The sequence below is a fragment of the Streptomyces sp. NPDC051578 genome, assembly GCF_044454045.1.
In the GTDB taxonomy this organism is placed as follows: Bacteria; Actinomycetota; Actinomycetes; order Streptomycetales; family Streptomycetaceae; genus Streptomyces.
Map to the genome: position 1 here is coordinate 598,542 of NZ_JBITDH010000003.1, position 25,478 is coordinate 624,019.

Below are 25,478 nucleotides of genomic sequence, written 5' to 3' on the forward strand. Positions count from 1 at the left end.
GGGAGTGGCGCGGGCTGCTGTCCGCGCTGCCGAGGTTCGGCACGGAGGCAGCGGTGCAGAACGCCGTGGCGTACACATCGAGCGGCGCAGAGGTGTTGTTGCGCCCGCTGAAGAGCCAACCCCGCGGGCCGTCGTCCCAGTAAGCGGAATCGGTGCTGACGCTGAAATCGCCGGGCTTGCCCCCGGGGACGCTCCCGCTGATGGCCAGTTCGCCGGCCGGGCAGGGGCGGTCCTGACGTATCCCGTCTGTCCCGGCGCGAGGGTGATGTCGTTTCCCGCGGCATCGACCATCGCATCAGTCACCGTGTCATCGAGGCCGGTGGGAGATCTCCCTGCCCCCGGCGTGCCAGGATGCCGGGCACGGGGGCGTGAGCACGCGGAGGGACAGGGGCCAGCCATGATCAACGGTGCACATGTCATCCTCTACAGCCACGACGCCGAGGCGGACCGTGCCTTCATCCGTGACGTCCTCGGCTTCCCCGGCGTCGACGCGGGCGGCGGCTGGCTCATCTTCGGGCTGCCCCCGTCCGAACTGGCCGTGCACCCGACCGACGGCCCACCTCGGCACGAGTTGTACCTGATGTGCGACGACCTTGAATCCCAACTCGGCGAGTTCCGGGCCAAGGGCGTGGAGATCACCCGCCCCGTCAGCGAACAGCGCTGGGGCAGACTGACCGCGATCCGGCTCCCCAGCGGCGCCGAACTCCCGCTGTACGAACCGCTGCACCCCGTCGCCCGGGGCTTGTGATCCAACAGAGCCCGGCTCACCCATCGCACGGCCCTGCGCCGTGCCGTGGTCCCGGCGGCCGCACCCCGTCCTACCGGCGGGGTACGGGTCGGGAAGCCGTAGGGCTCCCCCCCCCGCACGCGTTCCCCGCCGCCGACGCGGGGGAAGGCCGGCAGGACCGTGCCGTCCCGTCCGAGGCGAGGATCCGGGCCACCGCAGTAGGCAGGTCTGAAGGGGGCGGCCGTCGGCGCCCTGCCTCGAAGGGGCCACCGCGATCAGCTCCCCGTCGCCTCCGTCGCGCGGCTGATGCGGTCGTGGCTGTTCCAGGACACGGTCACCCTCAGGTGGCAGCCGGCCTGGCTCTTGGTGATCACGGCTCCGGCTTCGAACGCCAGGTCGACACCGAACTCGACGGCGATCTGGTCGGGACCGGCTTTGCGCAGCTGGTCCAGAGCGGTGCGCGCGACCGCGGTGACCGGCGCCAGCGCGGCTTCCAGCGTCACGGGCAGCTCCCGCACGGCCTCGCCGATGCGCCCGGCCTTCACCGGCCCCACCTCGTGCAGGGCGCCCGGCTCCTCGACCAGGACGAAGCCGCCGCCGTCCAGCGGAATCCGTGTCACGGGTGTCACCACGCCTGGTCCGCCTTTCGAGCCGACTCGCCTCAGGGACGCCCCCAGGCTTCACCGCGGGGTCCCGGCCCGCATCCCGGGGCGGCCGTACGCGTGAGCGCCCCACGGCGACCGGGTGCGGCTCCGGTCGGGAGTGGTCGCGAGCGCGGCACGGACGTCCGGGCAGTAGCTCGAAGCGAGGCCCGCAGCATGCCGCCGGGCAGGGTCGCCCCCGGCCGCACTCCGCGGAGCTGCTGCATCGCTGACCCGGGGGTTGTGTGCTGAGCTGGAGGTGTCCTCGGGCCATGGCGTCTCTGGGAGGCCCGGCATGTGGCACCTCCACCTCGAAGCGCCCGCGCCGACCCGGCTGGGAGTGCTGCTGCCCCGGCGCGATCTGGCGGCCGGATGGATGCTGATGGTGCTGATCGCCGCACTCGCGTGGGTGCTCACGGTCGGGCAGGCCCGCCACATGGGGATGGAGCCGGGCACCATGGGCCTGGCGCTCCCGCTCTTCCTCCTTCTGTGGGTGGTCATGATGGCGGCGATGATGCTGCCGTCGGTGGCCCCCGTCGCCCTCACCTGGGTGCGGGGGATCAGCCGTCGCCCGGCGGGGCCGGCGGTCCGTGCACTGCACGTCGCCGAGTTCGTCAGCGGCTATCTGCTGGCCTGGACCTGCTTCGGGCTGCTCGCCTACGGAGCCCTGGCCGTGACCGGACGACTGGTGGAGGGCAGTGCGGACGCCGGCCGATGGATCGGAGCCGGGGCCTTCCTCCTCGCCGGGCTGTACCAGTTCGGGCCGCTCAAGGGGGTCTGCCTGCGACACTGCCGCAATCCGATGTTCCAACTGGTGCGGTACTCGCGGTTCCGTCCCTGGGCCAAGGATCTGCGGGTCGGCGCACACCACGGCCTCTACTGCGTCGGCTGCTGCTGGGGGCTGATGGTCGTCCTGATCCCGCTCGGCCTGATGAACGTGGCGGCCATGGCGGGCGTAGCGGCGGTGATCTTCCTGGAGAAGCTGTGGCGGCGCGGCCCCTGGCTGACCTGGGTGGTCGGAATCGCCTTGCTCGTGATGGCGGCTCTCGCTCCGTTCCAGGACTGGCTGCTGCCCGGCCTCGAGAACGCTCCCCCGATGGAGGAGATGAGCCGGATGACGGGCCTGCTCTGAGCACCGGCGCCGGGGCGGCCCCCTCGCCGCCGCCGGCGGGCGTGTGGTCGTACCGCTCTCCTCGTCCCGGCCCTCTCCGCTTCCCCCGCGGCGGCGGAAGCGGGAGGATGGAACTGATGACCCGTGCCGCCGAGTGCGTGTACCGATGTGCGCCGGGGAAGTGGCGACCACGTGCTCCCTGTGCCCGGGGTGGGCCCATGCGGAGGCGATGAGATGTCCGAGACGACAGCGACTGTCCCGAGATGGCATGCGGCCGGCGACTGGTTCGACACGTGCAGGTGCAACATCCCCTGCCCGTGCTCCTTCGCCCAGCTGCCCACCTACGGTGAATGCGACGGAGTCCTGGCCTGGCACATACGCGAGGGCAACTACGGCGAGGTGTCACTGGACGGCCTCAACGTCCTGATGCTCGCCTCTTTCGCCGGCAACATATGGGCCGAGCACACCGATTCCTACGCGGCGGTATTCCTCGACGAGCGCGCCGACGAGGCGCAGCGCGGAGCCCTGCAGATGATCTTCGGCGGCCAGGCCGGCAGCTGGCCCGCCGAGATAGTGGGCATGCTGGACGCCGAGATGCGCGGCATGGACTTCGCGCACATCCGGATCGATGTCGACGAAGACCTCGGTGGCTGGAGGGCGACGATTCCCGGCCGGGTCGAAGCGAGCGCCGTGGCGCTCACCGGTCCGACGACACCCGAAGGCGCACGGGTCCAGTCGACCAACCTGCCGGGTTCGGAGACCGGGCCGGGGCAGGTGGCCACCTGGGGCCGCTCGACGGCGGACCGCGCCGATGCCTTCGGCTTCCACTGGAGCCGGGAGGGCCAGTCCAGCAAGCACATCACCTTCGACTGGACGGGCCCGGAGTAGCCGCCCGCGTCCGTGAGGGCGGCGCAGGCGGCCGACGCGGTGCGGGGGAGCAGGCGGTGGTCGTCAAGGACCGCCCGAGCGGCAGACTGGCCCCATGACCGAATCGGATCCCAAGGCCGACCTCCACTTCTCTCTGCAGTCCGCCCGCGACGCCCTGCTGTGGAAGCTCGAAGGGCTTTCGGAGTACGACATCCGCCGCCCGCTGACGCCGACCGGCACCACTCTCCTGGGCTTGGTGAAACACGTGGCCGGTGTGGAGCTGGGCTACCTCGGCGACACCTTCGGACGGCCGTCCGGCGAGCTGCTGCCCTGGCTCGATGACGGTGCCGGGGCCAACGCGGACATGTGGGCCACCGCTGACGAGACACGCGAGTACATCGTGGAACTCTATCGCCGGGCGTGGGCGCACTCGGACGCGACGATCGGCGCGCTGGCGCTGGACGCGACCGGCAGGGTGCCGTGGTGGCCCGACGACAGGGGTGAGGTGACGTTGCATCATGCCGTAGTGCGGGTGATCGCCGATACGCACCGGCATGCCGGACACGCCGACATCCTGCGCGAACTCATAGACGGTGCCGTCGGGATGAACATGGGCAACGACAGCATGCCGCCGGGCGACCCGGCGTGGTGGGAGGACCATCGCAGCCGGCTGGAGCGCGCGGCTCAGGAGGCCGACCGGGACGCGTGAAGTCAACAGGCGACTCCCTCGTCGGGACGACGCCCCCGCTGATGCCGCTGCGCCGCCCCGCTGCGCCGCCCCGCTGCGCCGCCCCGCTGCGCCGCCCCGCAGAGCCGCCCGTCTCCTCAACGCTCTGACCAGGCAGCCGCCTTCCGCAGTACGGCGCTACGACCGCGGTCCGGCACCGTCCACAGGGTTTGCCCGCGTACGCCCCATCCTTCCAGCAGGGCGTTCGCGGCGAGGAAGCCGGTCGTGGCCGCCCGTTCCATCAGCGCGACGGGCAGGTCGGTGCGCACGACGTCGCCGGCCACCACCAGGCCGGGATCGCAGGTGCGGACGGTGGGGCGGTCGGCGTATCCCCCCACGGGGAACAGCGGGCAGTCCTCCCGCCATTCGTGGCGGACGTCGACGACCGTGGCGGCGCGGGTCTCCGGGTACACGCGGTGGAGCTGCTCGACGAGGCGCCGCTCCTCGGCGGGGCGCGGCGCGCCGGGTTCTACGGCGTAGGCATGCAGTTCCACGACAGACCCTCCGGTGCGTGCCGCCCAGTGGGCCGCCTCGTCCTCCCAGCGGTCCAGCACACTGATGTTGTCGAGGCCGCCGAAGCCGCTGGTGCCGAGGAAGCCGGGACGGTCGGGGGCGACGGGCAGGTCCAGCCACAGTCGGCTGACCAGGAAGGGCGGGGCGGTCCGCAGGCGCGCGACGCGCTCCCGCCAGGCGGGCTCGCCCAGCCGCTCCGAGCGGCCCACCAGGTCCCGCAGGGCGGCGGCGTCCAGGGCGAGCACCACGGCGTCGTGCCGGCGCTCGTCGGTATCTCCGGCGACCTCGAACCCGCCGTCCCGGGCGGGCGCGACGTGCCGGACGGGACTGCCGGTGCGCACCTCTGCGCCGTGTCGCCGCAGGTATCCGACCAAGGGGTCCCACAGCGCCGTCGGGAAGGGCGAGCGGGGCACGTCGAACAGCAGGCCCTCGGCGGAGCCGAGGAAGTAGATGTGGAACATCAGGGCCATCTCGGCCGCCGACAGCTGCCGCGGGTCGGCGAAGAAGCTCCGGGAGAACACCTCGAAGGCCAGGTGGCGGGCGCTGTCCGGGAAGCGGACTGCCTCCAGGAAGTCGTGGGCGCTGAGGCCGTCGAGACGGTGGTACACGCCGGGTACGCGGACGTCGAGCAGTGGAAGGGCCGCGACCGGGTCCATGGCGCGCAGGTCCCGCAGCCGGAAGGAGGAGCTCAGCGCTACGAAGCCCAGTGCGCTCCACGGCGGAGTGCGCGGGACGTGCCGGAAGCTGTCACGCAGCCCCTGCGCGTGCAGCAGCGGATAGTCCGGCAGTCCGTCCAGCCGGGCGAGGCCGGGATCAGTACGGCGCAGCAGGCCCCGCAGGTTGTAGTACTGCCGGAAGAAGGCGTGGAAGCCACGGCTCATCGTCACGTTGCTGCCGTCGCGCAGCCGGGTCGGCCAGCCGCCCACGCGGCCCCCGACGTAGCTCTCGCGCTCGTACAGGGTCACCGCCACGCCCCGCTCGGCCAGCGCGGTGGCGGCGGCGAGTCCGGCGATCCCGGCGCCGACCACCGCCACCGTGGGGTGGGCGTCTGCGCGACGGGCTCCGGGGTGCGCCGGCAGGACGCGCGCCCGCCGGTCTCGGCCGCGGCGCGCGGCAGGCCGCAGGAGCGCCGGGCCGCTCATCGACGGCCTGCCCCGCGCGAGCCCACGAAGGTGTGGGTGATGCCGGTCTGCCAGCCCGGCAGGGGCAGGGCCCGGACCCGGTCGAAGCCGGCTTCGCGGATCCGTTCCGCGAACCGGCCGGCCGTGTCGAAGCCGACGACGCTGCGCCACAGGTGGCGGTACAGCGGCCCGTCCCCCAGCACGGTCGCGGCGGGCTGGACGATGCCCCGGCACACCAGCGTCCACACCGCCCGGTCGGCGCGGCGCCCGCTGAGCGCGTATTCGTGGACCCCGAGGCGTCCCCCGGGTCGCAGTACGGCGCGGACCGCGCCCAGTACGGCGTCGGGATCGGACACGTTGCGCAAGAGGTAGGCGGCGAACACCGCGTCGAACGGCCCCGTCACTCCCGCCTCCGGCAACTGCTCGGCCGGCGTGTGGACGAATCGCACGCCGTCCGCCCACGGCTTGGCGGCGGCCCGGCCCAGCATGCCGGCCGAGGCGTCGACGGCCGTGATGCCGGCGGCCGGGAGGACGGACCGGATGGCGGCCGTGGACGCTCCGGTGCCGCAGCCGAGGTCCAGCACGCGCAGTCCCTCTCCGCGTCCGGGCAGGCCGAGGCGGCGCACCGAGCGCCGAAGATGCGCGTGGTAGCCGGGATTGGCGGCCGCCAGCACGTCGTAACTGCGGGACGCGTGGTCGAACGCGGCGGCGAGGTTCTCGTCGCGCAGCAGGGTCATGCGGTCTCCAGGGACGGGTGCGGAACGGGGGAGTCAGTCGGAGGGAGGGCAGCCGAAGGGACGGCGCGGCAGTGCGGGCAGCTCGACGGCGGTACGCAGCATGGGGCCGACCGGGGCGTGACGGCCGACGCACAGGTCCTCGACCAGGTTCGTGCGCCCGTCGAGGAAGCGCAGCAGCCGGACCGCCGGGACGCGGGTGAACAGCCGCGAGAACAGAGCGGGGCCGTCGACCCGGCCGCTGTCCAGGGCGCGCAGGAGCACCGAGTCCATGGTGCGGGCCCGCGCGGAGTGGGCGGCCGGCGGTACCGGTCGGCGCCCCTGCCGCAGCGCGGCGGCGACCGCCTGCGTCTGGCGCTGGAGTCCGGCGAAGGTGTATCCGGTGGCCGGGCGCGTCGCACCACCCGCGGCACCGATCCGGAACACCGACGCGCCGACCCGCCGAGGCATGGGAGCGTCCGTCATGGGGATCACTCCGGTCTCCGTCGCGACGACGTCCAGCTCGCCCAGGCGCAGCACGTCTTCGGCGTAGTGCCGCAGCGCCGCTTCGTAGCCGCTCGCCGTCAAGGGGCGGCGGGAGAACTCGGTGTACTCCACGAGGGCTTCGCAGGAGCCGGTGGGCAGGACGTAGCCGAAGGAGAGCCCGTGGGCGGGCTGCGGGGTGCGGAAGTCCATCAGTTCGGCGGTACCACGGTCGAAGGCGGGCCGGGCGGTTCGTACGAACCAGCCGTGGAAGTGCTGCAGAAGGGTGGTGCGGGCAGGGGGGAGACCGGCGAGGGGACGCGAATCGAACACCCAGCGGGCCTGCAGGACGTGGGCGCTGCCATCGGGCCAGGTCATCAGCACGCGTGCCCCGGCGGGAGTCCCCTCCACGGCGTCCGCGGTCGCTTCCAGGCGCCGCACGTTGGGGCTGCGCGCGAGGTCCCGAGCGACCATGGACTCGAAGTCGTCGGAACGGATCATCTTGTACCGCAGCGGCGCGATGTCCCCCTCGATCGCGTCTCCGGCGGGCGGTCGTACCCGCAGGTGACGCCAGTGCGCTCGCACCGCGGCGTCGAAGCGGCCGCGGCCGGACTCCCAGAAGCACCAGGTACGCGGGCCGGGCCGCAGCGGACCGGGCGGAGCGTCGACGAGGAGCACCGACGGGGTCCGCGCTCCGGGCATGTGTCCGCTCAGGCGATGGGCCAGGGACAGCCCGGCGGCCCCCGCACCGATCACCACCACGTCCGCCTCCAGCACGGCGGCTCCCTCCCATCCCGTCGCCTGCGTGCGCGCGACGCCCAGGATTCCCGCATCCGTGCGGAATCGGATGCATCACCGGGCGCGGTCACCTGGGCGGGTGCGCCCGCGCGGTGACAATCCCGCGCGTTCGGCCTAGGCGCTCCGAACCGCATCCGTATCGCGGGAAGGGACCGAAAACCCGTGAGGAGCGATCGAGACCGAGGAAAGGAACCGGGATGCGCCCCACCCAGGCGAAGGACCACCTCGCGGCAACGCCGCCGCCCGTCCCCCGCCTGGAGGCCCCCTCGGGGTCCTCGCCGCGGCAGGGGCGGCCGGGCCGGACGGTAGCTCCCGCGGCGCACGGCGCGAGAGTGCCGCAAGGCGCCGTCACCGCGGCGTTCGAGCCCGACACCGTAGACGCGGACGTGCCCGCCGCGGTGGGGCACGTACTGGACCGGCTGCTCGCCGACCGGCTCAGCCGGGCCGGCGTCCTGGACGGCTTGTTCGCCCGCGAACTGGCCGGGCGTGTCGCCCGCTTCACGCAGGACGGCGGCAAGCGCACCCGCTCGCAGCTCCTGTGGTGGTCGATGCGCGCCTGCGGCGGGGGCGACGAGTCGACGGCCACGGCGGCCCTCAGCATCGGGGCGGCTCTCGAACTGCTCCAGACCTGCGCGCTGGTCCACGACGACATGATGGACGGCGCGACGCTGCGGCGCGGCCGTCCCGCGATGCACGCGGAGGTACGCGACCGGTACAGCGGTGTCGCGTCGCCGGACCGCGTCACCCGCTTCGGGGAGGCGGCCGCGGTTCTGGCCGGGGACCTGGCGCTCGCGTGGGCGGACGACGTGGTGGCCGACTCGGCGCTCGACCCGTGGAAGGCGACGGTGGTTCGCCGGCTGTGGAGCGACATGCGCATGGAGATGGTGGCGGGTCAGTTCCTCGACCTCCAGGGCCAACTGACCGCGTCGCGCTCGCTGTCGCACGCGCTGCGCGCCGCCTGCCTCAAGAGCGCGCTGTACTCGGTCGGGCGCCCCCTCGTACTGGGCGCGGCGCTGGCGGGCGCGGACGGCCGCACGATGCGGGCGCTGGGCGCGGCGGGGCGCCGTGTGGGCATGGCCTTCCAGCTGCGCGACGACCTCGACGACGTCTTCGGTGACCCCGGGAGCACCGGCAAGAGCTGCGGCGGGGACATCCGGGAGGGGAAGCCGACCTGCCTGGTCGCCCTTGCGGTGGTGCGCGCCGAGGCGAAGGGCGACCGGCCCGCCCTGGAGGTGCTCCGACGTGCACTCGACGGCGAGGACGCGACTCCGGACGGACTCGACGAGGTGCGGGAGGTCCTCGTGCGTACCGGCGCCCGGGCAGCGGTCGAGGCGCAGATCGACCGCCTGTCGGCTCAGGGACTGCGCCACTTCGACGGCGCCCGCCTCGACGCGGGCCCCCAACGCCGCCTGCGCGGCCTGCTGACCGCGGCGACGGGTTCCCGCGCAGCGGACAGCCCGCCCCCGCGCGCTCATCCGGCGCCCGCTGCCGCGCCGGTCGGCCCCGGAACGCCGGAGGCCGGACGATGACCCGCACACTGCCGGGCCGTACGGATCACGTGGTGGTCGTCGGGGCGGGGCTGGCCGGCCTGTCGGCGGCTCTCCACCTGCTGGGCGCCGGGCGCCGGGTCACCGTCGTCGAACGGGACGACCTGCCCGGCGGACGGGCGGGACGCCTGCATGTGAACGGCTACCGGATCGACACCGGACCGACCGTGCTGACCATGCCCGATCTCGCCGACGAGGCCTTCGCCGCGGTCGGCGACAGTCTGCACCGGCGGGTGGACCTGGTCCCACTGCACCCGGCGTACCGGGCGTCCTTCGCGGACGGCAGCACGCTGGACGTGCACACCGACGCCGAGGCGATGGCCGCAGAGGTCGAGCGGTTCGCCGGGCCGGCCGAGGCGGCGGGCTACCGGCGGCTGCGTGCCTGGCTGCAGCGCCTCTACCGGGCCCAGATGCGGAATTTCATCGACGCGAACTTCGACTCTCCCCTCGACCTGCTGACCCGTGACCTCGCCCGGCTGGCGGCGCTCGGCGGCTTCGGGCGGCTGGACCGGAGCATCGCCGGCTTCCTCAAGGACGAGCGGTTGCAGCGGGTCTTCTCCTTCCAGGCCCTGTATGCGGGTGTGCCGCCGGCCCGTGCCCTCGCCGCCTACGCCGTCATCGCCTACATGGACACGGTGGCCGGGGTGTACTTCCCCCGCGGCGGCATGCACGCCCTGCCGCAGGGCATGGCGGACGCCGCCGCCGACGCCGGCGCGGAGCTGCGGTTCGGCGAACGGGTGACCCGGCTGGAACGGTCGGGCGAGCGGGTCACCGCCGTCGTCACCGCGAAGGAGCGCATCCCCTGCGACGCGGTCGTCCTCACGCCGGACCTGCCGGTCGCCTACCGGCTCATCGGCCGGCGCCCCCGCCGCCCGTTGCGGCTGCGGCATTCCCCCTCCGCCGTCGTGCTGCACGCCGGAACGAACCGCACCTGGCCGCAACTGGCCCATCACACGATCTCGTTCGGCGCCGCCTGGCGGACCACGTTCGACGAGCTCACCCGCCGGGGGAGGCTGATGAGCGATCCGTCGCTGCTCATCACCCGACCGACGGCCACCGACCCCGCTCTCGCCCCGCCGGGCCGCCATCTGCACTACATCCTCGCTCCCTGTCCCAACACCGAGATCGGCCCGAACGCCGCCGCCTGGGGCGATATCGGCCCGCGCTACCGGTCCGCTCTCCTGCGCGAGCTGGAACGCCGGGGCCTCGTCGGCATCGAGGCGGCCATCGAGGACGAGTCCCTGGTCACCCCGGCCGACTGGCTGCGGCAAGGGCATGCGGCGGGCACCCCCTTCTCGGCGGCCCACACCTTCCTGCAGACGGGGCCGTTCCGGCCCCGCAACCTGGTGCGGGGCACCAAGAACGCCGTTCTGGCCGGCTGCGGCACCACACCCGGCGTGGGCGTGCCGACCGCCCTGGTGTCGGGGAAGCTGGCGGCCGCCCGCATCACGGGGGCCGGCCGGCGTCTTTCCGCCCGAACCGAGGGGGCAGCCCGATGACCGGACGCGAACTGGACGCCGCGGGCATCACCGACCCGGCGCTGCGAGCGGCATACGGCCGGTGCCGTGAGCTCAACGCGGCGCACGGGAAGACATACTTTCTGGCCACCCGCCTGCTCCCGGCCGAACGCAGGCCGGCCGTGCACGCGCTGTACGGGTTCGCCCGATGGGCGGATGACATCGTCGACTCGCTGGACCATCGGGCGGTCGACGGCCGTCGCGGCGAGCATCTCGCGGCGCTCCAGCGGCGTATGGACAGCGGACTGCGGGAAGGGGGCAGCGACGAACCGGTGGTGCTGGCCCTCGCCGACACCGCGCGCCGTTACGCCATCAAGCACAGCCACTTCCGGGACTTCATGGCCGCGATGAGGTCCGACCTGGTGGTGTCCGACTACGTCAGCTACGCCGACCTGCGCGCCTACATGCACGGCTCGGCCGCCGTGATCGGCCTGCAGATGCTGCCGGTGCTGGGCACGGTGGTGCCGCGCGAGGAGGCCGAGCCGCATGCGGCGGCCCTCGGTGTGGCCTTCCAGCTGACCAACTTCCTGCGCGACGTCGGTGAGGACCTGGACCGGGGGAGAGTGTACTTGCCGGCCGACCTGCTGGCCGGGCACGGCGTCGACCGGGAGCTGTTGCGCCGGTGCCGTGACACGGGCCGCCAGGACCGCCGTGTCCTCGCCGCCCTGCGGGAGTTCGAGGCGCTCACCCGCCGCGCCTACCGGGAGGCGGAGCCCGGTCTCGCCATGCTCGATCCGGTGTCCCGGCCCTGCATCCGAACGGCGTTCCTCCTGTACGGGAGCATCCTCGACGCCGTCGCCCGGAACGGTTATCCCGTACTGCACCGGCGTGCCGTGGTGCCGCGCCGGGAGCGTGCGACGGTGGCGGCGCGGGGGCTGGTCAGCGTGGCCGGGGCCAGGGTGCGCCACCGGATCCGGTCCGCGACGGCGCCCGGGCCCGTACACCTGAGGCCGCACCCGGCCCCGCACCTGCCCCCGCGACCGCCCCACCCGCAGCCGCCGTACCAGCCGACGCCCGCCGGCACCGCCCGACCGGTCACCGAGGAGAGCGCATGAGCCCCCAACCGTTCGCACGGCGCGCCCGCCCGCTCCTCTCGCTGCGCCGCAAGCCCGTGCCGTGGGACCGGCAGCGGCCCACCTGGCGCGACGCCAAGCCGGGCCTCATCGCGCAGGCGTTGAAGCGGGCCCAGGCCAGACCGTCCGGGAACTGGTTCGTCGTGGGGGCCTCCGCCGCACTGCGCGAAGACCGTCCCCTGGCCCGTACGGTCGCGGGCCGCGAGGTGGTCGTCTGGCGCGGCGCCGACGGACGGCTGCTGGCCGGGCCTGGTGTCTGCCCGCACCTCGGGGCGCCCCTGGCGGACAGCCCTGTCCGCTGCGGAACGCTCGTGTGCCACTGGCACGGACTGGCGCTCGACGGCACCCCGTTCGCGGGCTGGGAACCGTTGCCGGCCTTGGACGACGGCGTCCTCGTGTGGGCGCGGCTCGACGAGGTCGGCGGGGAGGAGCCCTTGGCCACCCCCGTCGTACCGGTCCGCCCGGCCGGTACGCGGGGGGTGACCGCCGTGTACGAGGGCACCGGGGTGTGCGAACCCGAGGACGTCGTCGCCAATCGTCTGGATCCGTGGCACGGGGCGTGGTTCCACCCGTACTCGTTCGTCGACCTGACGGTGGTCGGCTCGCCCGGCGAGGTGAGCCCCGACGACCGGTTCAGGGACGACGACCGGTTCACCGTCGACGTCTCCTTCAAGGTGGCCGGGCGTCTGGTGGTGCCGGTGCGGGCGGTCTTCACCGCACCCGAGCCGCGCACCGTGGTCATGCGCATCACGGAGGGGCAAGGTGCGGGCTCCGTGGTGGAGACCCATGCCACCCCGCTCGGGCCGGACGAGCGGGGTCGCCCGCGCACCGCGGTGACCGAGGTGGTGGTGGCGACCTCCGACCGCCCGGGATTCGCCTTCGTACGCCGGGCCGCCCCGCTCCTGCGCCCGGTGATGCGCACCGCGGCGGCCCGGCTGTGGCGGGACGACCTGGCCTACGCCGAACGGCGCTGGCAGCTGCGTTCGGCAGGCCGGTTCCCGGGGTGACGGTGTAGCCGACGCACACGGGGCGCGTGTTCGGTGACGAGATCCGGCGCCCAGGGCCGGTCGTGGAGTGTCACCTCCGGTGGCTACCCTCGTCTCGGATCGATCTTGACGACAGAGGAGCAGACCGTGCGCACCACCACAGTGACGGCCGACGGTGACCAGATGCGCTGGGTGGAGCTGCCGGGCGAGGAGCCGTCCCGCGTCTACGTACACGGTCTGGGGGCGACTTCGCCGGCCTACTTCGGCGAGGTCGCGGTCCACCCGCTGCTGGGCGGCCGCCGTTCGCTGCTGATCGACTTGCTCGGGCACGGGATCAGCGACCGGCCGACCGGGTTCGACTACACCCTGGAATCACATGCCGACGCCCTCGCCGCGGCCCTGGTTTCCGCCGGCGTCAGCGGTGCCGAACTGATCGCGCACAGCATGGGCGGCTCTGTGGCCATCGTCCTGGCCGCCCGCCACCCGCACCTGGTGTCCCGTCTGGTCCTGGTCGACGCCAACCTCGACCCGCTGCCCCGGACACCCGGCTCCGGTGGCAGCAGCGGCATCGCCGCGTACTCCGAACAGGAGTTCCTGGCGGGCGGCTGGAAAGAGGTCCGCGACCGAGTCGGCGCCCACTGGTGGTCGACCATGCGCCTCGCCGGCCGGGAAGCCCTGCACCGCAGCGCCACTCATCTCGTCCGCGGGACCGTTCCCACGATGCGCGAACTCCTGCTGGAGCTGGAGATACCCCGCACCTTCCTGCTGCCTGAGGCCGACGGCCCGCTCCCGGGCACCGACGCACTCACCGAAGCCGGGGTCTGCGTGGTACGGGTCCCGGACTGCGGGCACAACATCATGCTGGACAATCCGCAAGCCTTCGTACGCGCCACCGCGGCGGCGCTCGACGACCGCGGTCGGCGGACATGAGCCGGGGGAGGCCGGGACCGGCCGAACCGGCTCACGCCCGCCGCCGGGCCGTTCTCAGGCGTGCGAAGCGGCCCGCGCCGGGGCAAGCCGGGAGGACGGGAGCGTCTCCGTGGCGGAGGGCGGCCCGGGCGGGGTGCCGTCGCCGAACGGACGGCCGCCCAGCGCGGCGCGACCGTGCGGTTCGAGCCAGCCCGACGGGTCGGGGCCGAGGGGAACCAGCCCGGACGGGTTGATGTGGCTGTGCACGAGGTAGAAGTGCTTCTTGATGTGGTCGAAGTCGACCGTGTCGCCGAAGCCGGGCGTCTGGAACAGGTCCCGCATGTACTCCCAGAGCACCGGCATCTCCGAGAGCTTCTGCCGGTTGCACTTGAAGTGACCGTGGTAGACGGCGTCGAAACGGACGAGCGTGGTGAACAGCCGTATGTCCGCTTCGGTGATGGTGTCGCCCACGAGGTAACGCGAGCGCTCCAGCCGCTCGGAGAGCAGGTCGAGGCGGGTGAAGAGACGCTCGTACGCCTCGGCGTACGCCTCCTGGGAACCGGCGAACCCGGTGCGGTACACACCGTTGTTGATGTCGGTGTAGACCTCCTCGTTCACCGCGTCGATCTCCGCTCGCAGGTCGGGCGGGTAGAGCGCGGGCGCCCCGGCCCGGTGGTGGGCGGTCCACTCCAGCGACATGTCGAGGGTCATCTGCGCGTAGTCGTTGGTCACCACCTCGCCGGTCGTCACGTCCACGATGGCGGGCACGGTGATGCCCCGGTCGTAGCCGGGGTCGCGGGCGAAGTACGCCTCCTGGAGGCGCTCGATGCCGAGGACCGGGTCCCGGCCGCCGGGGTCGAGGTCGAAGGTCCAGCTGCGGGAGTCGTGCGTGGGACCGGCGACGGCCATGGGCAGGGCCAACTCCAGTCCGAGGAGCCGTCGCACGATCACCGCGCGGTGGGCCCAGGGGCAGGCCAGGCTCACCACGAGACGGTAGCGGCCGGGCTCCACGGGGAAACCGTCCTGTCCGTCGGCGGTGATCCGGGTGGTGATGTAACGGCTGTCGCGGGAGTACCCCTTACCGGGGTTTACAGAGCTCATCCCGGGGCCCTACCCAGAAACCGCGCGTTCGAGCAGCCGCTCCAGCGCGGCTCTGCCGCTCCTCGTCCGGACCTCCGTCGTCCTGACCTCCGTCTTCCTGACCGGGGCTCCGCCGGTCTCCTCGCAGGCCTCGGCTGTCGCCGCCGCGTTGCCCGGCGATCGCTCGGAGGGGGAGACTGAATCCGGAGGTGGCGACCAGAAGCGGAACGGCGGCACGAGGGAGGCCTCTGTCATGGGCGCATACGTCTCGCTGCCAGGCGTGCAGACGTGGTACGAGGTGGAAGGCGACGGCGAACCCCTGCTCCTGCTCCACGGCGGCCTGTGCACGAACGAGACCTGGGGCGGTCAGCGCGCCGATCTGGCGGCGCAGTACCGCGTGTACCTGCCGGAGCGCCGCGCACACGGGCACACGCCCGACGTCGAGGGGCCCCTTTCATATCGGGACATGGCCGACGACACCATCTCCTTCCTCGAAACGACCGTCGGCGGCTCCGCCCACCTCGTGGGCTGGAGCGACGGCGCAATCGTCGCCCTGCTCGTCGCCATCGCCCGTCCCGACCTGGTCCGGAAGGTCGTGGCCATAGGAGCCAACTTCCTCCCCGGCCCGCAGAGCATCGCGGACCCGCGCATGCTGGACCACATGTCGGCCGACGCTCCCGACATGGCGCTGTTCCGCGAGCTGTACGAGGCAGCCTCACCCGACGGAGCCGCCCACTGGCCGGTCGTGGTGGGCAAGGTGATGGAGATGATCCGCACCCAGCCCGACATCTCCACCGATGACCTCGCTCGTATCAGCGCGCCCACCCTGGTCGTCGTCGGCGACGACGACCTGGTGACGCTCGAGCACACGATCGCCCTCTACCGCGCCGTCCCGGACTCCCAACTGGCCGTCGTCCCGGGAGCCTCGCACGCCCTTCCGGTGGAGAAACCCGAAGCCGTCAACCGGCTCATCCTCGACTTCCTCACCATGGACCCGAGCCCGACCATCTTCCCCGTCCGGCGCGCTACGGCGGCCCCCGGCGGGCAGGGCCCGGGCCTGACCTGACGAGCAGCGCGCGGCACCGGCCGCGACAGTTGCCCGGCGGACAGCGTCAGCGGCTCTTGCGGGCCAGCGGCTGCCCCGCGAAGCTCACCCCGGCCAGGCCATGGGCCATGAGGTTGCGAATGTTGCTGTGATCAGCGTCGTCAGGCGTCGCCAGCACGCTGCGATAGTGCTCACCGAAGGCCAGCAGCGCCTCCTCGTCACTCAACCCTTCCAGCAGGGCCAATCCCAGCGTCTTGCAGGAACCCTCGTTCTCACCTGCCGCATTTTCCAGGTCCCCGTTGCGGAAGGCCTGCGGCCGGTAGTCGTAATGCGCGGCGACGAAGGCCAAGGTGTCGGCGAACTCGTGTTTGCCGGACGCAAGACTTTCCCGCAGCGAGTTCACATCAGTCATGTCGATTCCCCTGGTTTGGACAGACGATCCGATTGTCGTCCGTGACCGGACGACGATACCCCCCTCACGGCCAGCCGGCAGGAATCGCTCCACATGTCGGAACGGCGGCATCTCCGCAGGTCACGCCGTCGGGCCCCGCCAGACCAGGCCGGCGACGCGGGCACGCGCCGGACCGGTGACTGTTCCTCGCGGCCACGACGGAGGCGGCCGGGCCGAGGACGTCGGGGCCGCCGTAGCGGCTCGGCGCTCCCGTCGTCCCCGGCCGGGCGGCGTCACCTGCCGTCGTCCGGTCCCGGGCCCGGGCCGGGGTGGGTGTGGGAGCGGAAAGTGCGGCGGTAGGTGTCGGGCGGGACCCCGACGCTGCGGTGGAAGTGCCGGCGCAGGGTGGTGGAGGTGCCCATGCCGGTGGCCTCGGCGATGGTGTCGATGGTGGCGTTGGTGGTCTCCAGCAGTTCCTGGGCATGGCGGATGCGCTGGGTGTGGAGCCATTGCAGCGGCGTGGTGCCGGTGAGGTGTTTGAAGTGCCGGCCGAGGTGGCGTGAGCTCATGCGGGCCTGGCGGGCCAGGTCCTCCACGGTGAGCGGTTGGTCCAGCCGCTCCAACGCCCAGGGGAAGAGTTCACTCAGGGGGTGGTTGCCCGGGGTCGGGAGGGGAGTGGAGATGAACTGCGCCTGGCCGCCGTCGCGGTGCGGTGGGATGACCAGACGCCGGGCGATCTTGTTGGCGTTGGCCGAGCCGTGGTCGAGGCGGACCAGGTGCAGGCACAGGTCCATGGCGGCGGCCTTGCCCGCGGAGGTGAGGACGTCGCCGTCGTCGACGTAGAGGACGTCCGGATCGACGGTGGCGGCCGGGTGGCGCCGCGCCAGTTCCTGCGTGTGTGACCAGTGCGTGGTGGCGCGTCTTCCGTCGAGCAGTCCTGCCGCGCCCAGGACGAAGGCGCCCGTGCACAGTGAGGCCACGCGGGCACCGGCCGCGTGAGCGGCGCGCACCGCCTCGACCAGTTCGCAGGGCGGTTCGCGATCCGTGTCGGCCCAGCCGGGGACGATCACGGTGTCCGCTCGTGCGAGATGGTCGAGTCCGTGGTCGGGTTCGAGGTGGAAGCGGTCGACGCGCACCGGCCCGTTCCCGCAGAGGGAGAAGTCATACCAAGGGTCCACGATGTGGGTCAGGTCGGCGCCGAAGACCTCGATCGCCACGGACAGTTCGTAGTGGAGCATGCCGTCGGTGACGGCCAGCGCGACAGTGGGCATGTCCGAAACTGTACGCGGCATGTCGTTTCCGACGCTCGTGCGGGTGCTGCCTCGAAGACAGGATGTGGGTGTCAGGCCGCAGCGGTTCGACATCGCAGCGGAGCGACATCACAACGGGCGTTCGAGAGCACGGGGGAAAGTGTCATGAAGTCAGGTCAGTTGGTAGCGGTGTTCGGCGCGTACGGTCACACGGGGCGGTTCGTGGTCGCGGAGCTGATCGCACGTGGGTTCGTCCCGGTGCCGTCGGGGCGCAACGCGCAGGCTTTGGAGGAGCTGGCCCACGAGCACGGGCTGGAGGCCCGGGTAGCGTCGGTCGAGGACCCGCTTTCTCTTGATGGGGCCCTGGCGGGAACGGCGGCCGTCATCAACTGCGCCGGCCCCTTCGCCTCGACCACCGGCCCCGTCATCGAGGCCGCGCTGCGCGCGGGGATCCCGTACCTGGATGTGGCCGCCGAGCTCGAAGCGAATCTCGATACCTTCGCCCACTATCGCGAGCGGGCCCGGGACGCGGGAGCGCTGATCGTTCCGGCGATGGCCTTCTTCGGCGGTCTCGGCGACCTGCTGGTCACCGCGGCGATGGGCGACTGGACCGGAGCCGACGAGGCCCACATCGCCTACGCCCTCAGCAGCTGGCACCCCACCGCAGGGACCCGGCTCTCCAGCGCGGTCTCCCGCGAGCGGCGCGGTAAGCACCGCCTGCGTTACAGCGGCGGACAGTGGGAGCGCCGCACCGATCAGGCGCCCACCCTGGAGTGGGCCTTTCCCGATCCCGTGGGACCCCGCCAGGTCATCGGGGAGTTCACGATGGCGGACGTCATCACCGTGCCCCAGCACCTGGCCATCCCCGATGTGACCACCTACATGACCACCGAGGCGGTCCGTGACGTCGCCGCCCCCCACACGCCCGCCCCGACCGCCGCAGACCAGAGCGGGCGCTCGGACCAGACCTTCCTCGTCGATGCCGTCGTGCGCTCGGGCGGAGCCGAACGCCGGGCCACCGCCGGCGGCCAGGACATCTACGCTGTCACCGCGCCCCTGGTCGCAGAGGCCCTCGAACGCGTACTGACCGGCCGCACCAAGACGCTCGGCGTCGCCCCCGCCGGCGAGATCTTCGACGCCCCGGACTTCCTGCACGCCCTCGCCCCGCACATCACACTCGACCTGAACCCGCCGAAGCGGATCGCCTGACCCCACCCGATCGCTCAGCCGGGCAGCGTGACGAGCCCGCTCTCGTAGGCGGTGATCACGAGCTGAACCCGGTCCCGGGCACCGAGTTTGGTGAGCAGTCGCGACACGTGGGATTTGGCGGTGGCCACAGTGATGAAGAGGTCCTGCGCGATCTCGGTGTTCGACCGGCCGCGCCCGACGAGGGCCAGCACTTCGCGTTCCCGCTCGGTGATGCCCTCGATCGTCCGCGGCGAGCGCACCGGGACGGCCATGGGCCGTGCGGCGAAGTCGGCGATCAGCCGCCGCGTCACACCCGGCGCGATCAGTGCGTCGCCGGAGGCCACCACGCGTACCGCCGCGAGGATGTCGTCGAGCGCCATGTCCTTGACCACGAAGCCGCTCGCTCCGGCGCGCAGCGCTCCGTAGACGTGGTCGTCCTCGTCGAAGGTGGTCAGGACGAGGATGCGGGCGGTCGCCGGACCGGCGGTGATCAGGCGGGTGGCCTCGATCCCGTCCATCCCGGGCATCCGGATGTCCATCACCACGACGTCGGGGGCGAGTTCGGCCACGAGGCGGACCGCCTCGGAGCCGTTGGCGGCCTCGCCGACGACTTCCAGGTCGGGGTGGTCGGCCATGAGCACGCGCATACCGGACCGCACCAGTGGCTGGTCGTCGGCGAGCACGATCCTGATGGTCATCGGGCCTCCACCGGTCCCCGGGCCTCCACGGGCCCCCTGGCCTCCACGGGAACTGTGGCGGGTACGGGCAGCGGCAGCCTGGCCGCCACCCGAAAACCGCCCTCGGGGCGCGGCCCGGTGGTGAGCCGGCCGTGCAGCAGGGCGACCCGTTCGCGCATGCCCACGATGCCGAAGCCGTGGGCCGGGCCGTGCTCGGTGGCCCCGCGTCCGTCGTCGACGATCTCCACTGACAGTTCCCGATCCCCGTAGTCGATGGCCACCCGGCAGCGCCCGGTGCCCGCATGGCGGACCACGTTGGTCAGCGCCTCCTGGACGATACGGTAGGCGGACAGCTCGATGTCGGCCGGCAGCGGCCGCTGTTCCCCACTGCGGTGCACATCGACGCTGACGCCGGCGTCCGCCGTCGCTGCCGCAAGCCGGTCGAGGTCCGCGAGATCGGGTGAGGGCGCGAGCGGCGCCCGCCCCGACACCTCGGCGTCCGGGTCGGACTGACGGAGTGCCATCAGGGTCCGCCGGAGGCCGGCCAGAGTATCCCTGCTGGTGGCTTCGATGGCTCGCAGCGCCTCCTGGGCCTCGTCGGGCTGGGTCCGGATGACCCTCCCGCCCACCCCGGCCTGGATGGCGATGATGCCGATGCTGTGCGCGACCATGTCGTGCAACTCCCGCGCGATCCGCAGCCGTTCGGCCACCACTGCCTCGGACACCTCCTGGTCGCGAAGGGCCACCGCGTGCTCGCGGCGCTCGCGGACCAGCAGACCGGCCGTGCAGGCCGCGGCCACCGCCAGGACGGCGATCACGAGGTTGGCGGTCAGACCGTCCCCGTGCGCGAAGCCCCCGACGAGGAGGAGTTGGACGAAGAGGGAGGCGGACACGGCGACGATCGAGGCCCGACGTGCGCGGCCGGCGACGATGAAGCCCAGGACGAGGTCCACCGCAAGGAACGGCAGGAACTGTCCCTGATACGAGGCGGACAGGTCCACGGGGGCGGAGCTCGGGGGACCCGCCACCACGGCGGTGGATCCGAGGAGCACCAGGGCCAGGGCCAGGATCGGCGCGCGCCGCACGACGCCGAGGAGCAGGCTCGCCCCCAGCAATGCCACGAAACCGTGCACCGTGCCCGATGCCCTCGGCGCGCCGCCCATGAGCAGACCCAGCGCGAGCACGTAGAGGAGACCCCCTGCCCAGGCCGTCAGGTTCGTTCTCGTCATCGAGGGTGCAGCCTCCCGGGAGGAGGGCCGCGCCGTGCGAGGGCGCACGGGCGACGGGGTGGTCGGTGTCGCATCCATCCGGCGACACTATCCAGCCGCCGGCCCCGCGGCGTCCGCCCGGGGGCTTACGCCCATGGACCAACCCGGCCCCGCGATTGCCGCCCACGGCCCCATGACCGGACGGGGCCCCTCCCCGCAGTGTGGTCCACATGATCGAAGTGCATGAACTCACCAAGCGCTACGGCGGCAAGACCGCCGTCGACCAGCTGTCCTTCACCGTGCGAACCGGGCAGGTCACCGGCTTCCTCGGCCCCAACGGGGCGGGCAAGTCCACCACGCTGAGGGTGGTCCTCGGCCTGGAGGCGCCCACCGGCGGCACCGCCACCGTCAGCGGGGTCCCCTTCCGCAGCCACTCCCGCGGACTGCGGCACGTCGGGGCCCTCCTCGACGCCGGCCAGGTCCACGGCGGACGCACCGCGACGGCCCACCTGTCGGCGCTGGCGCGCAGCAACGGGATCTCCCCGCGCCGGGTGGCACAGGTGCTGCACGAGGCAGGCCTGGCCGAGGTGGCGGGCCGCCGCATCGGCGGGTTCTCGCTCGGCATGAAACAGCGACTCGGGGTGGCCGCCGCGCTGCTCGGCGATCCGCCGGTGCTGATGTTCGACGAGCCGGTCAACGGCATGGACCCGGAAGGGGTGCTCTGGATGCGCCGCCTCTTCCGGCGCCTGGCGGCCGAGGGCCGTACGGTCTTCCTCTCCAGCCACCTGATGTCGGAGATGGAGAACACAGCGGATCAGCTCGTCGTCATCGGACGCGGCCGGCTCATCGCAGCCGAGTCCGTACGGGAGTTCGCGGCCCGCAGTACCAGCCTCCGGGTGGTGGTGGGTACGCGGCGGCCCGCCGAGCTGACGGCGGTGCTGAGCGCCGCGGGGGCGTCGGTCGAGCCCGAGGGGCCGGCGGGAACCGAGAAGCTCGCCGTGACCGGACTGCCTTCGGAGCGGATAGCCGCGCTCGCCTTCGAGAGAGGAATCCTCCTCGACGAACTCACCACCCGCGCGGCCTCATTGGAAGAGGCCTTCATGCACCTCACCGCCGACAGCGTCGAATACCAGGCAGGACAGCCCCGATGACCGCACTCGCCTCCGCCCCCGCGACGACCACCTCGGCCGCTTCCCTCGCCGAGCCGCCCGCCCGGTTCCGCGATCTGGTCGCCTCCGAGTGGATCAAGACGCGGTCGCTGCGCTCCACCCCTTGGGTCCTGGCCTTCATCACCTTGTTCGTCATCGGGTCAGCCGCCGTGGCCACGCTCTCCGACAAGGCAGCCGGTTCCGAACCCACCAGTTTCCTGGCCTACGACTCCTTCTCCTCGCCGGGGTACATGACGCTGATACTCGTCGCCGGGAGCATGGGCGCCCTCAACGTCGTCAGCGAGTACGGCAGCGGCCTGATCCGTACCACCTTCGCGGCCGTCCCGGACCGCGGGGCGATCGTGCTGGCCAAGGCGGTCGTCACCGCCTCGCTGTGGACCGCGGTCGGCACGGCCGCCGCGACCGGGTCCTTCCTCGTCTCCCAGGCCGTCCTGCACGGGCACGGCGCCGCCGTCCCGATCACCCACCCCGATGTGCTCCGCCCGCTGGTGGCGTCCGCGCTGCTGGCTCCGGTGTGCGCCCTGACCGGCCTGGGCCTCGCCGTCCTGCTCCGCCATGCCGCCGCCACCCTGCTCACCAGCGCCTTCACCCTGCTGATGCTGCCCACCATGTTCTCCGAGAGCAACCGATGGTCCGCCGACATCAAACACACGATGGTCTCGGCCGCCTGGACCCGCCTCGTCCACACCTGGGAGCCGGATCCCGCGTCCCTGGGCTACAGCGCCACGCTGCCCGGCTGCTGGATCGTGTTCGCCCTCTGGCCGCTGCTCGCCATCGCTCTCGCCGTGGTGGTCGTACGGCACCGCGACGTGTGAACGCTCCGAGCGGTGCGCCGCCGGCATGTTCGAGGCCGGGGCCGGGCGGACCCGGGGACCTGGCCGGGCGCAGCACCTCACATGGAGGTGCTGCGGCCGATCAGCCGGATGCGGCTGCCAGCACCACGTCCACGAGCCTGTCCGCCGCGTCCGGTCGCCCGTGCATCCGTGCCCGCTCCGCCATCCCGGCCCGAAGCGCGGGGTCGGTCAGGAGCGGGCCCACCGCGCTCTGCAGGGCCTGGCCGGTGACCTCGCCGAGGAGAGCCAGCGCCGCCCCGGCACCGGCCAGGTGCCGGGCGTTGTGTGCCTGCTCGTTCCCGGCCGACGTGGCGAGCGGGACGAACACGGCCGGCTTGCCGAGCGCGGTCAGCTCGGCCAGGGTCCCGGCCCCGCTCCGGGACACCACGACGTCGGCCAGCGCCAGTACGTCCGGTAGTTCCGGCCCGACGAACCCGGTCAGGTGGTAGCGGCCTGCGAGCACCGGATCCAGCCCGGCGGCAGCCGCCCGTAGCCCGTCCACGTTCGCCGGACCGCACTGGTGGATCACGTTCGCATGCGCCAGCAGCCAGGGCAGCACTTCACCGACCACACCGTTGATCTGCTGGGCGCCCTGCGCCCCGCCGGTGACGTAGACGGTCGGCAGACGCCGGTCGAACCCGTACAGACTCAGCGCCTCGACGGCCTTGTCCCCGTGGCCGCCCAGCACTTCCGGCCGTACCGGGTTCCCGGTGACGACCGCACGCTCGCGCACCTCGGCGGGCAGCAGCGGCAGCGAGGACTCCGAGGACACCGCGATCCGCGTCGCCGAACTCGCGAGCTTCCGATTGGCCAGACCGAGCCGGACCGTCTGCTCGTGCAGGACCAGCGGAACGCGGCACAGCCGAGCGGCCAGCCCGGCCGGGACCGCGACGTACCCGCCCGTTGCCAGGACCACGTCCGGCCGGAAGTCCGACACGATCGACCGGGCCTGAGCCACGCCGAGCGGTACCCGCGCCATGTCCTTCACGTTCGCGGCCGACAGCATCTTGAGCGGATTTGACGAGCGGCGGATCTTCCCCGTGGCCACCGTCTTGAACGCGATCCCCTCCGCCGGGGCGACACGCGCTTCGAGACCGTCCGCCGTCCCGATCCACAGGACGTCCAGCGTGCCGCCCGCATCTGCGAGGCGGCCTTGCAGGGTACGGATCGCCGTCAGGGCCGGGTAGGTGTGACCGCCGGTCCCCCCACCCGTCACGAGCAGCCGGAACGAACGTGGGAGCGTGGAGGAAGTATTCATTCCACGCACCTTACTGGCACATGGGTGCGCTCCACCGGCGAGGACGCCGAGCGTTGATCACGTAGGCCGTTCAGGCGGTGGTGAGGAGCTTGGGGGAGCGGCCCGCGCATCGTTCCGCGCGGCTCACACGGAACAGGACGCCAGGTGTCCTATGCGGAGGACATGCTTCCGCCAGGACTTCTCGGGTCCGGGGGCGGGCCCCGCGAGGAGCTCCGCCTTCATGTGTCCGCGTTCCCCGTTCAAGGAGTGATCTTGATGAAGCCTCCGGCGATCGCCCCGTGCCTGGGTGTGTCCGACACGCAGGCGTCCGTCGACTTCTACGAGAAGCTGGGCTTCACCGCCCTGCCGGCCGGCAACGACCCGGACGATGACCTGCGCATCCTGCTCTTCGACGGCGAATTCGCGCTGATGGTCTACCGCGATGCGCACCTGCGCAGCTGGCTGCCCGTTCTGAAGGACCCTCCCATCGGTGCGTTCGGCATGTTCTACCTGGCGGTGGACGACTTCGACGCCTACGTGGAGCGCATCCCCCCGGTGGTCACCATCCAGAAGGACGTGATGGAACACCACGGCGACAGGCTCTTCTGCTTCACCGACCCCGACGGCTACGTGATCGGCGTCCACCAGAAGCAGACCCGGTGACCAGCACAACGCCCGGTCAGGCGGGGCGGAAGCCGATACAGGCCCCCGGCCGCCGCCGGGGAAAGTGACCGGCCCGCCTTCGCCGAGGGGGTCCAGCGGGTCCGCTTTCCGCCGCACCGCACCGCACGGTCCGGCCGACGGGTCGTCGCGCCGAACGCCGGGCGTACCATCCCCCTATTATGGGCACATGAGTTCGAATATGGGGGCTGAGACGCGGCCGGAGCTGAGTGCGGCGTTGAGCGGGGACGAGTTGTCCCGTTGGTACTGGACGCTGGCCGAGCTAAGCGTGTTTGCCCGCGAACTCGGGGTGCCGCGGGGCGGGGGGAAGGCGGCTCTTACGGAGCGGCTACGGGCCGCGTTGGACGGCGTCGCCCCGCCGGCCGCGCCGCCCCGGACGCGCAGCGCCGGCCGCCAGCTCGCCGCGCCGGTGAACGGGTTGACCGTGATTCCCGAGGGCCAGCGGTGCAGTCAGGTGCTGCGCGAGTACTTCCGCCGCGAGATCGGCCCGGGCTTCCACTTCGACGCCTACATGCGGACGTTCATAGCCGAAGGCGCAGGGCGCACCCTGGCCGATGCCATCGCCCACCGGCACGCCACGCGCCAGGCCGCCGCCCGGCTCCGAGAGATCGGCTCGCAGTTCGAGCTCAACTGCTTTCTGCGTGACTGGCACGCCGAGCCTCCGGCCGGCAGCCGTGCCGAAGCGCTCGCCGCCTGGCGCACTCACCGCGACCGGCCCCGTGGCCCGGCCGCGGGGTGACCGGTCCATGGTTGTGCCCGGGCGGCGAGTACCTGGGCAGCGGATCCGCCGCGCGATTCCTTCCGGGAAGGCCAACTCGTCTGAGAGGTCACCGTCATCATTGTCCGGTGACCACATGGATGCGCTGTTACTGGGACGAGCAAGACACCTAGTACTGCAACGGCGTTTGGCGTGACTGATTGCCAGGACGGTCGTTGGTCTGGTTGTGGGTGGGGTATTTGGTGATGTGAGGGCGTGGGCGGCGGGT

The 25,478-nt window shown here is 72.4% G+C and carries 26 protein-coding genes; 16 read left to right on the forward strand and 10 right to left on the reverse strand.

Annotation, left to right across the window (positions count from 1 at the left end):
• The first annotated feature begins 397 nt into the window (after window positions 1-397).
• Window positions 398-748 carry a VOC family protein gene (locus ACIA6C_RS18945; RefSeq protein ID WP_399277222.1) on the forward strand — a complete coding sequence of 117 codons (351 nt, stop codon included), beginning with the start codon at window positions 398-400 and terminating at the stop codon, window positions 746-748.
• 254 nt (window positions 749-1,002) lie between these two features.
• Here the strand turns inward: ACIA6C_RS18945 and ACIA6C_RS18950 are convergent, their stop codons facing one another.
• Complete coding sequence (locus ACIA6C_RS18950) at window positions 1,003-1,347, reverse strand: CU044_2847 family protein (RefSeq protein ID WP_399277224.1); 345 nt, start codon at window positions 1,345-1,347, stop codon at window positions 1,003-1,005.
• Between the two features lie 316 nt (window positions 1,348-1,663).
• On the opposite strand from ACIA6C_RS18950, the gene ACIA6C_RS18955 reads away from it, so the two are divergent.
• The 4 genes from ACIA6C_RS18955 (at window position 1,664) to ACIA6C_RS18970 (ending at window position 4,183) form a co-directional block, all read left to right on the forward strand.
• The gene (locus tag ACIA6C_RS18955; protein WP_399277226.1) at window positions 1,664-2,500 is read left to right on the forward strand and encodes a DUF2182 domain-containing protein; all 837 of its coding nucleotides are present in this window, start codon (window positions 1,664-1,666) and stop codon (window positions 2,498-2,500) included.
• A 213-nt stretch (window positions 2,501-2,713) separates the two neighbouring features.
• Entirely contained in the window at window positions 2,714-3,367 is a 654-nt protein-coding gene (locus tag ACIA6C_RS18960; RefSeq protein ID WP_399277228.1) for a DUF1326 domain-containing protein, read from the forward strand.
• Window positions 3,368-3,461: 94 nt separating this feature from the next.
• The gene (locus ACIA6C_RS18965) at window positions 3,462-4,055 is read left to right on the forward strand and encodes a DinB family protein (protein WP_399277230.1); all 594 of its coding nucleotides are present in this window, start codon (window positions 3,462-3,464) and stop codon (window positions 4,053-4,055) included.
• A complete protein-coding gene (locus ACIA6C_RS18970; protein WP_399277232.1) occupies window positions 4,052-4,183 on the forward strand; it encodes a hypothetical protein in 132 nt (43 codons plus the stop codon). The genes ACIA6C_RS18965 and ACIA6C_RS18970 overlap by 4 nt, the downstream gene beginning before the upstream one ends.
• On the opposite strand, the gene ACIA6C_RS18975 is transcribed toward ACIA6C_RS18970, so the two are convergent.
• Genes ACIA6C_RS18975 through ACIA6C_RS18985 form a run of 3 tightly spaced genes read right to left on the reverse strand, consistent with a single transcriptional unit; the run spans window position 4,172 to window position 7,680 of the window.
• On the reverse strand, window positions 4,172-5,728 hold the full coding sequence (locus ACIA6C_RS18975; protein WP_399277234.1) for an FAD-dependent oxidoreductase: 1,557 nt from the start codon (window positions 5,726-5,728) through the stop codon (window positions 4,172-4,174). The genes ACIA6C_RS18970 and ACIA6C_RS18975 overlap by 12 nt on opposite strands.
• On the reverse strand, window positions 5,725-6,444 hold the full coding sequence (locus tag ACIA6C_RS18980; protein ID WP_399277236.1) for a class I SAM-dependent methyltransferase: 720 nt from the start codon (window positions 6,442-6,444) through the stop codon (window positions 5,725-5,727). The genes ACIA6C_RS18975 and ACIA6C_RS18980 overlap by 4 nt, the downstream gene beginning before the upstream one ends.
• Window positions 6,445-6,477: 33 nt before the next feature.
• Window positions 6,478-7,680: a lycopene cyclase family protein gene (locus ACIA6C_RS18985; protein ID WP_399277238.1), complete on the reverse strand. Its 1,203-nt coding sequence runs from the start codon at window positions 7,678-7,680 to the stop codon at window positions 6,478-6,480.
• 218 nt (window positions 7,681-7,898) lie between these two features.
• Here ACIA6C_RS18985 and ACIA6C_RS18990 point away from each other — a divergent pair, with 218 nt between their 5' ends.
• The 5 genes from ACIA6C_RS18990 (at window position 7,899) to ACIA6C_RS19010 (ending at window position 13,754) form a co-directional block, all read left to right on the forward strand.
• Window positions 7,899-9,230, forward strand: coding sequence for a polyprenyl synthetase family protein (locus ACIA6C_RS18990; protein WP_399277240.1), 1,332 nt, complete (start codon window positions 7,899-7,901; stop codon window positions 9,228-9,230).
• Window positions 9,227-10,747, forward strand: coding sequence for a phytoene desaturase (locus ACIA6C_RS18995; protein ID WP_399277242.1), 1,521 nt, complete (start codon window positions 9,227-9,229; stop codon window positions 10,745-10,747). The genes ACIA6C_RS18990 and ACIA6C_RS18995 overlap by 4 nt, the downstream gene beginning before the upstream one ends.
• A complete protein-coding gene (locus tag ACIA6C_RS19000; protein ID WP_399277244.1) occupies window positions 10,744-11,820 on the forward strand; it encodes a phytoene/squalene synthase family protein in 1,077 nt (358 codons plus the stop codon). Before ACIA6C_RS18995 ends, ACIA6C_RS19000 begins: the two co-directional genes overlap by 4 nt.
• Window positions 11,817-12,845: a DUF5914 domain-containing protein gene (locus ACIA6C_RS19005; RefSeq protein WP_399277246.1), complete on the forward strand. Its 1,029-nt coding sequence runs from the start codon at window positions 11,817-11,819 to the stop codon at window positions 12,843-12,845. Before ACIA6C_RS19000 ends, ACIA6C_RS19005 begins: the two co-directional genes overlap by 4 nt.
• Before the next feature lie 162 nt (window positions 12,846-13,007).
• The gene (locus ACIA6C_RS19010) at window positions 13,008-13,754 is read left to right on the forward strand and encodes an alpha/beta fold hydrolase (RefSeq protein ID WP_399277324.1); all 747 of its coding nucleotides are present in this window, start codon (window positions 13,008-13,010) and stop codon (window positions 13,752-13,754) included.
• A gap of 54 nt (window positions 13,755-13,808) precedes the next feature.
• On the opposite strand, the gene ACIA6C_RS19015 is transcribed toward ACIA6C_RS19010, so the two are convergent.
• Entirely contained in the window at window positions 13,809-14,834 is a 1,026-nt protein-coding gene (locus ACIA6C_RS19015; protein WP_399277248.1) for a glutathione S-transferase family protein, read from the reverse strand.
• 232 nt (window positions 14,835-15,066) lie between these two features.
• On the opposite strand from ACIA6C_RS19015, the gene ACIA6C_RS19020 reads away from it, so the two are divergent.
• Entirely contained in the window at window positions 15,067-15,879 is an 813-nt protein-coding gene (locus tag ACIA6C_RS19020; protein WP_399277250.1) for an alpha/beta fold hydrolase, read from the forward strand.
• A gap of 46 nt (window positions 15,880-15,925) precedes the next feature.
• Here ACIA6C_RS19020 and ACIA6C_RS19025 read toward each other — a convergent pair whose 3' ends face one another.
• Together ACIA6C_RS19025 and ACIA6C_RS19030 are read right to left on the reverse strand one after the other, a co-directional pair.
• Entirely contained in the window at window positions 15,926-16,270 is a 345-nt protein-coding gene (locus ACIA6C_RS19025; protein WP_399277252.1) for a HopJ type III effector protein, read from the reverse strand.
• Window positions 16,271-16,542: 272 nt separating this feature from the next.
• On the reverse strand, window positions 16,543-17,520 hold the full coding sequence (locus ACIA6C_RS19030; RefSeq protein WP_399277254.1) for a helix-turn-helix domain-containing protein: 978 nt from the start codon (window positions 17,518-17,520) through the stop codon (window positions 16,543-16,545).
• Window positions 17,521-17,664: 144 nt separating this feature from the next.
• Here ACIA6C_RS19030 and ACIA6C_RS19035 point away from each other — a divergent pair, with 144 nt between their 5' ends.
• Window positions 17,665-18,708, forward strand: coding sequence for a saccharopine dehydrogenase family protein (locus tag ACIA6C_RS19035; RefSeq protein ID WP_399277256.1), 1,044 nt, complete (start codon window positions 17,665-17,667; stop codon window positions 18,706-18,708).
• Between the two features lie 14 nt (window positions 18,709-18,722).
• On the opposite strand, the gene ACIA6C_RS19040 is transcribed toward ACIA6C_RS19035, so the two are convergent.
• Both ACIA6C_RS19040 and ACIA6C_RS19045 read right to left on the reverse strand, forming a co-directional pair.
• Complete coding sequence (locus tag ACIA6C_RS19040) at window positions 18,723-19,385, reverse strand: response regulator (RefSeq protein ID WP_399277258.1); 663 nt, start codon at window positions 19,383-19,385, stop codon at window positions 18,723-18,725.
• Entirely contained in the window at window positions 19,382-20,593 is a 1,212-nt protein-coding gene (locus ACIA6C_RS19045; RefSeq protein WP_399277260.1) for a sensor histidine kinase, read from the reverse strand. The genes ACIA6C_RS19040 and ACIA6C_RS19045 overlap by 4 nt, the downstream gene beginning before the upstream one ends.
• 209 nt (window positions 20,594-20,802) lie before the next feature.
• On the opposite strand from ACIA6C_RS19045, the gene ACIA6C_RS19050 reads away from it, so the two are divergent.
• Together ACIA6C_RS19050 and ACIA6C_RS19055 are read left to right on the forward strand one after the other, a co-directional pair.
• Window positions 20,803-21,723 carry an ATP-binding cassette domain-containing protein gene (locus ACIA6C_RS19050; RefSeq protein WP_399277262.1) on the forward strand — a complete coding sequence of 307 codons (921 nt, stop codon included), beginning with the start codon at window positions 20,803-20,805 and terminating at the stop codon, window positions 21,721-21,723.
• Window positions 21,720-22,556, forward strand: coding sequence for an ABC transporter permease (locus ACIA6C_RS19055; protein ID WP_399277264.1), 837 nt, complete (start codon window positions 21,720-21,722; stop codon window positions 22,554-22,556). The genes ACIA6C_RS19050 and ACIA6C_RS19055 overlap by 4 nt, the downstream gene beginning before the upstream one ends.
• A gap of 100 nt (window positions 22,557-22,656) precedes the next feature.
• On the opposite strand, the gene ACIA6C_RS19060 is transcribed toward ACIA6C_RS19055, so the two are convergent.
• On the reverse strand, window positions 22,657-23,832 hold the full coding sequence (locus ACIA6C_RS19060) for a UDP-N-acetylglucosamine--N-acetylmuramyl-(pentapeptide) pyrophosphoryl-undecaprenol N-acetylglucosamine transferase (RefSeq protein WP_399277266.1): 1,176 nt from the start codon (window positions 23,830-23,832) through the stop codon (window positions 22,657-22,659).
• Window positions 23,833-24,087: 255 nt separating this feature from the next.
• Here ACIA6C_RS19060 and ACIA6C_RS19065 point away from each other — a divergent pair, with 255 nt between their 5' ends.
• On the forward strand, window positions 24,088-24,474 hold the full coding sequence (locus ACIA6C_RS19065) for a VOC family protein (RefSeq protein ID WP_399277326.1): 387 nt from the start codon (window positions 24,088-24,090) through the stop codon (window positions 24,472-24,474).
• Between the two features lie 187 nt (window positions 24,475-24,661).
• Entirely contained in the window at window positions 24,662-25,231 is a 570-nt protein-coding gene (locus tag ACIA6C_RS19070) for a DUF6434 domain-containing protein (RefSeq protein ID WP_399277268.1), read from the forward strand.
• The last annotated feature ends 247 nt before the right edge of the window (window positions 25,232-25,478 follow it).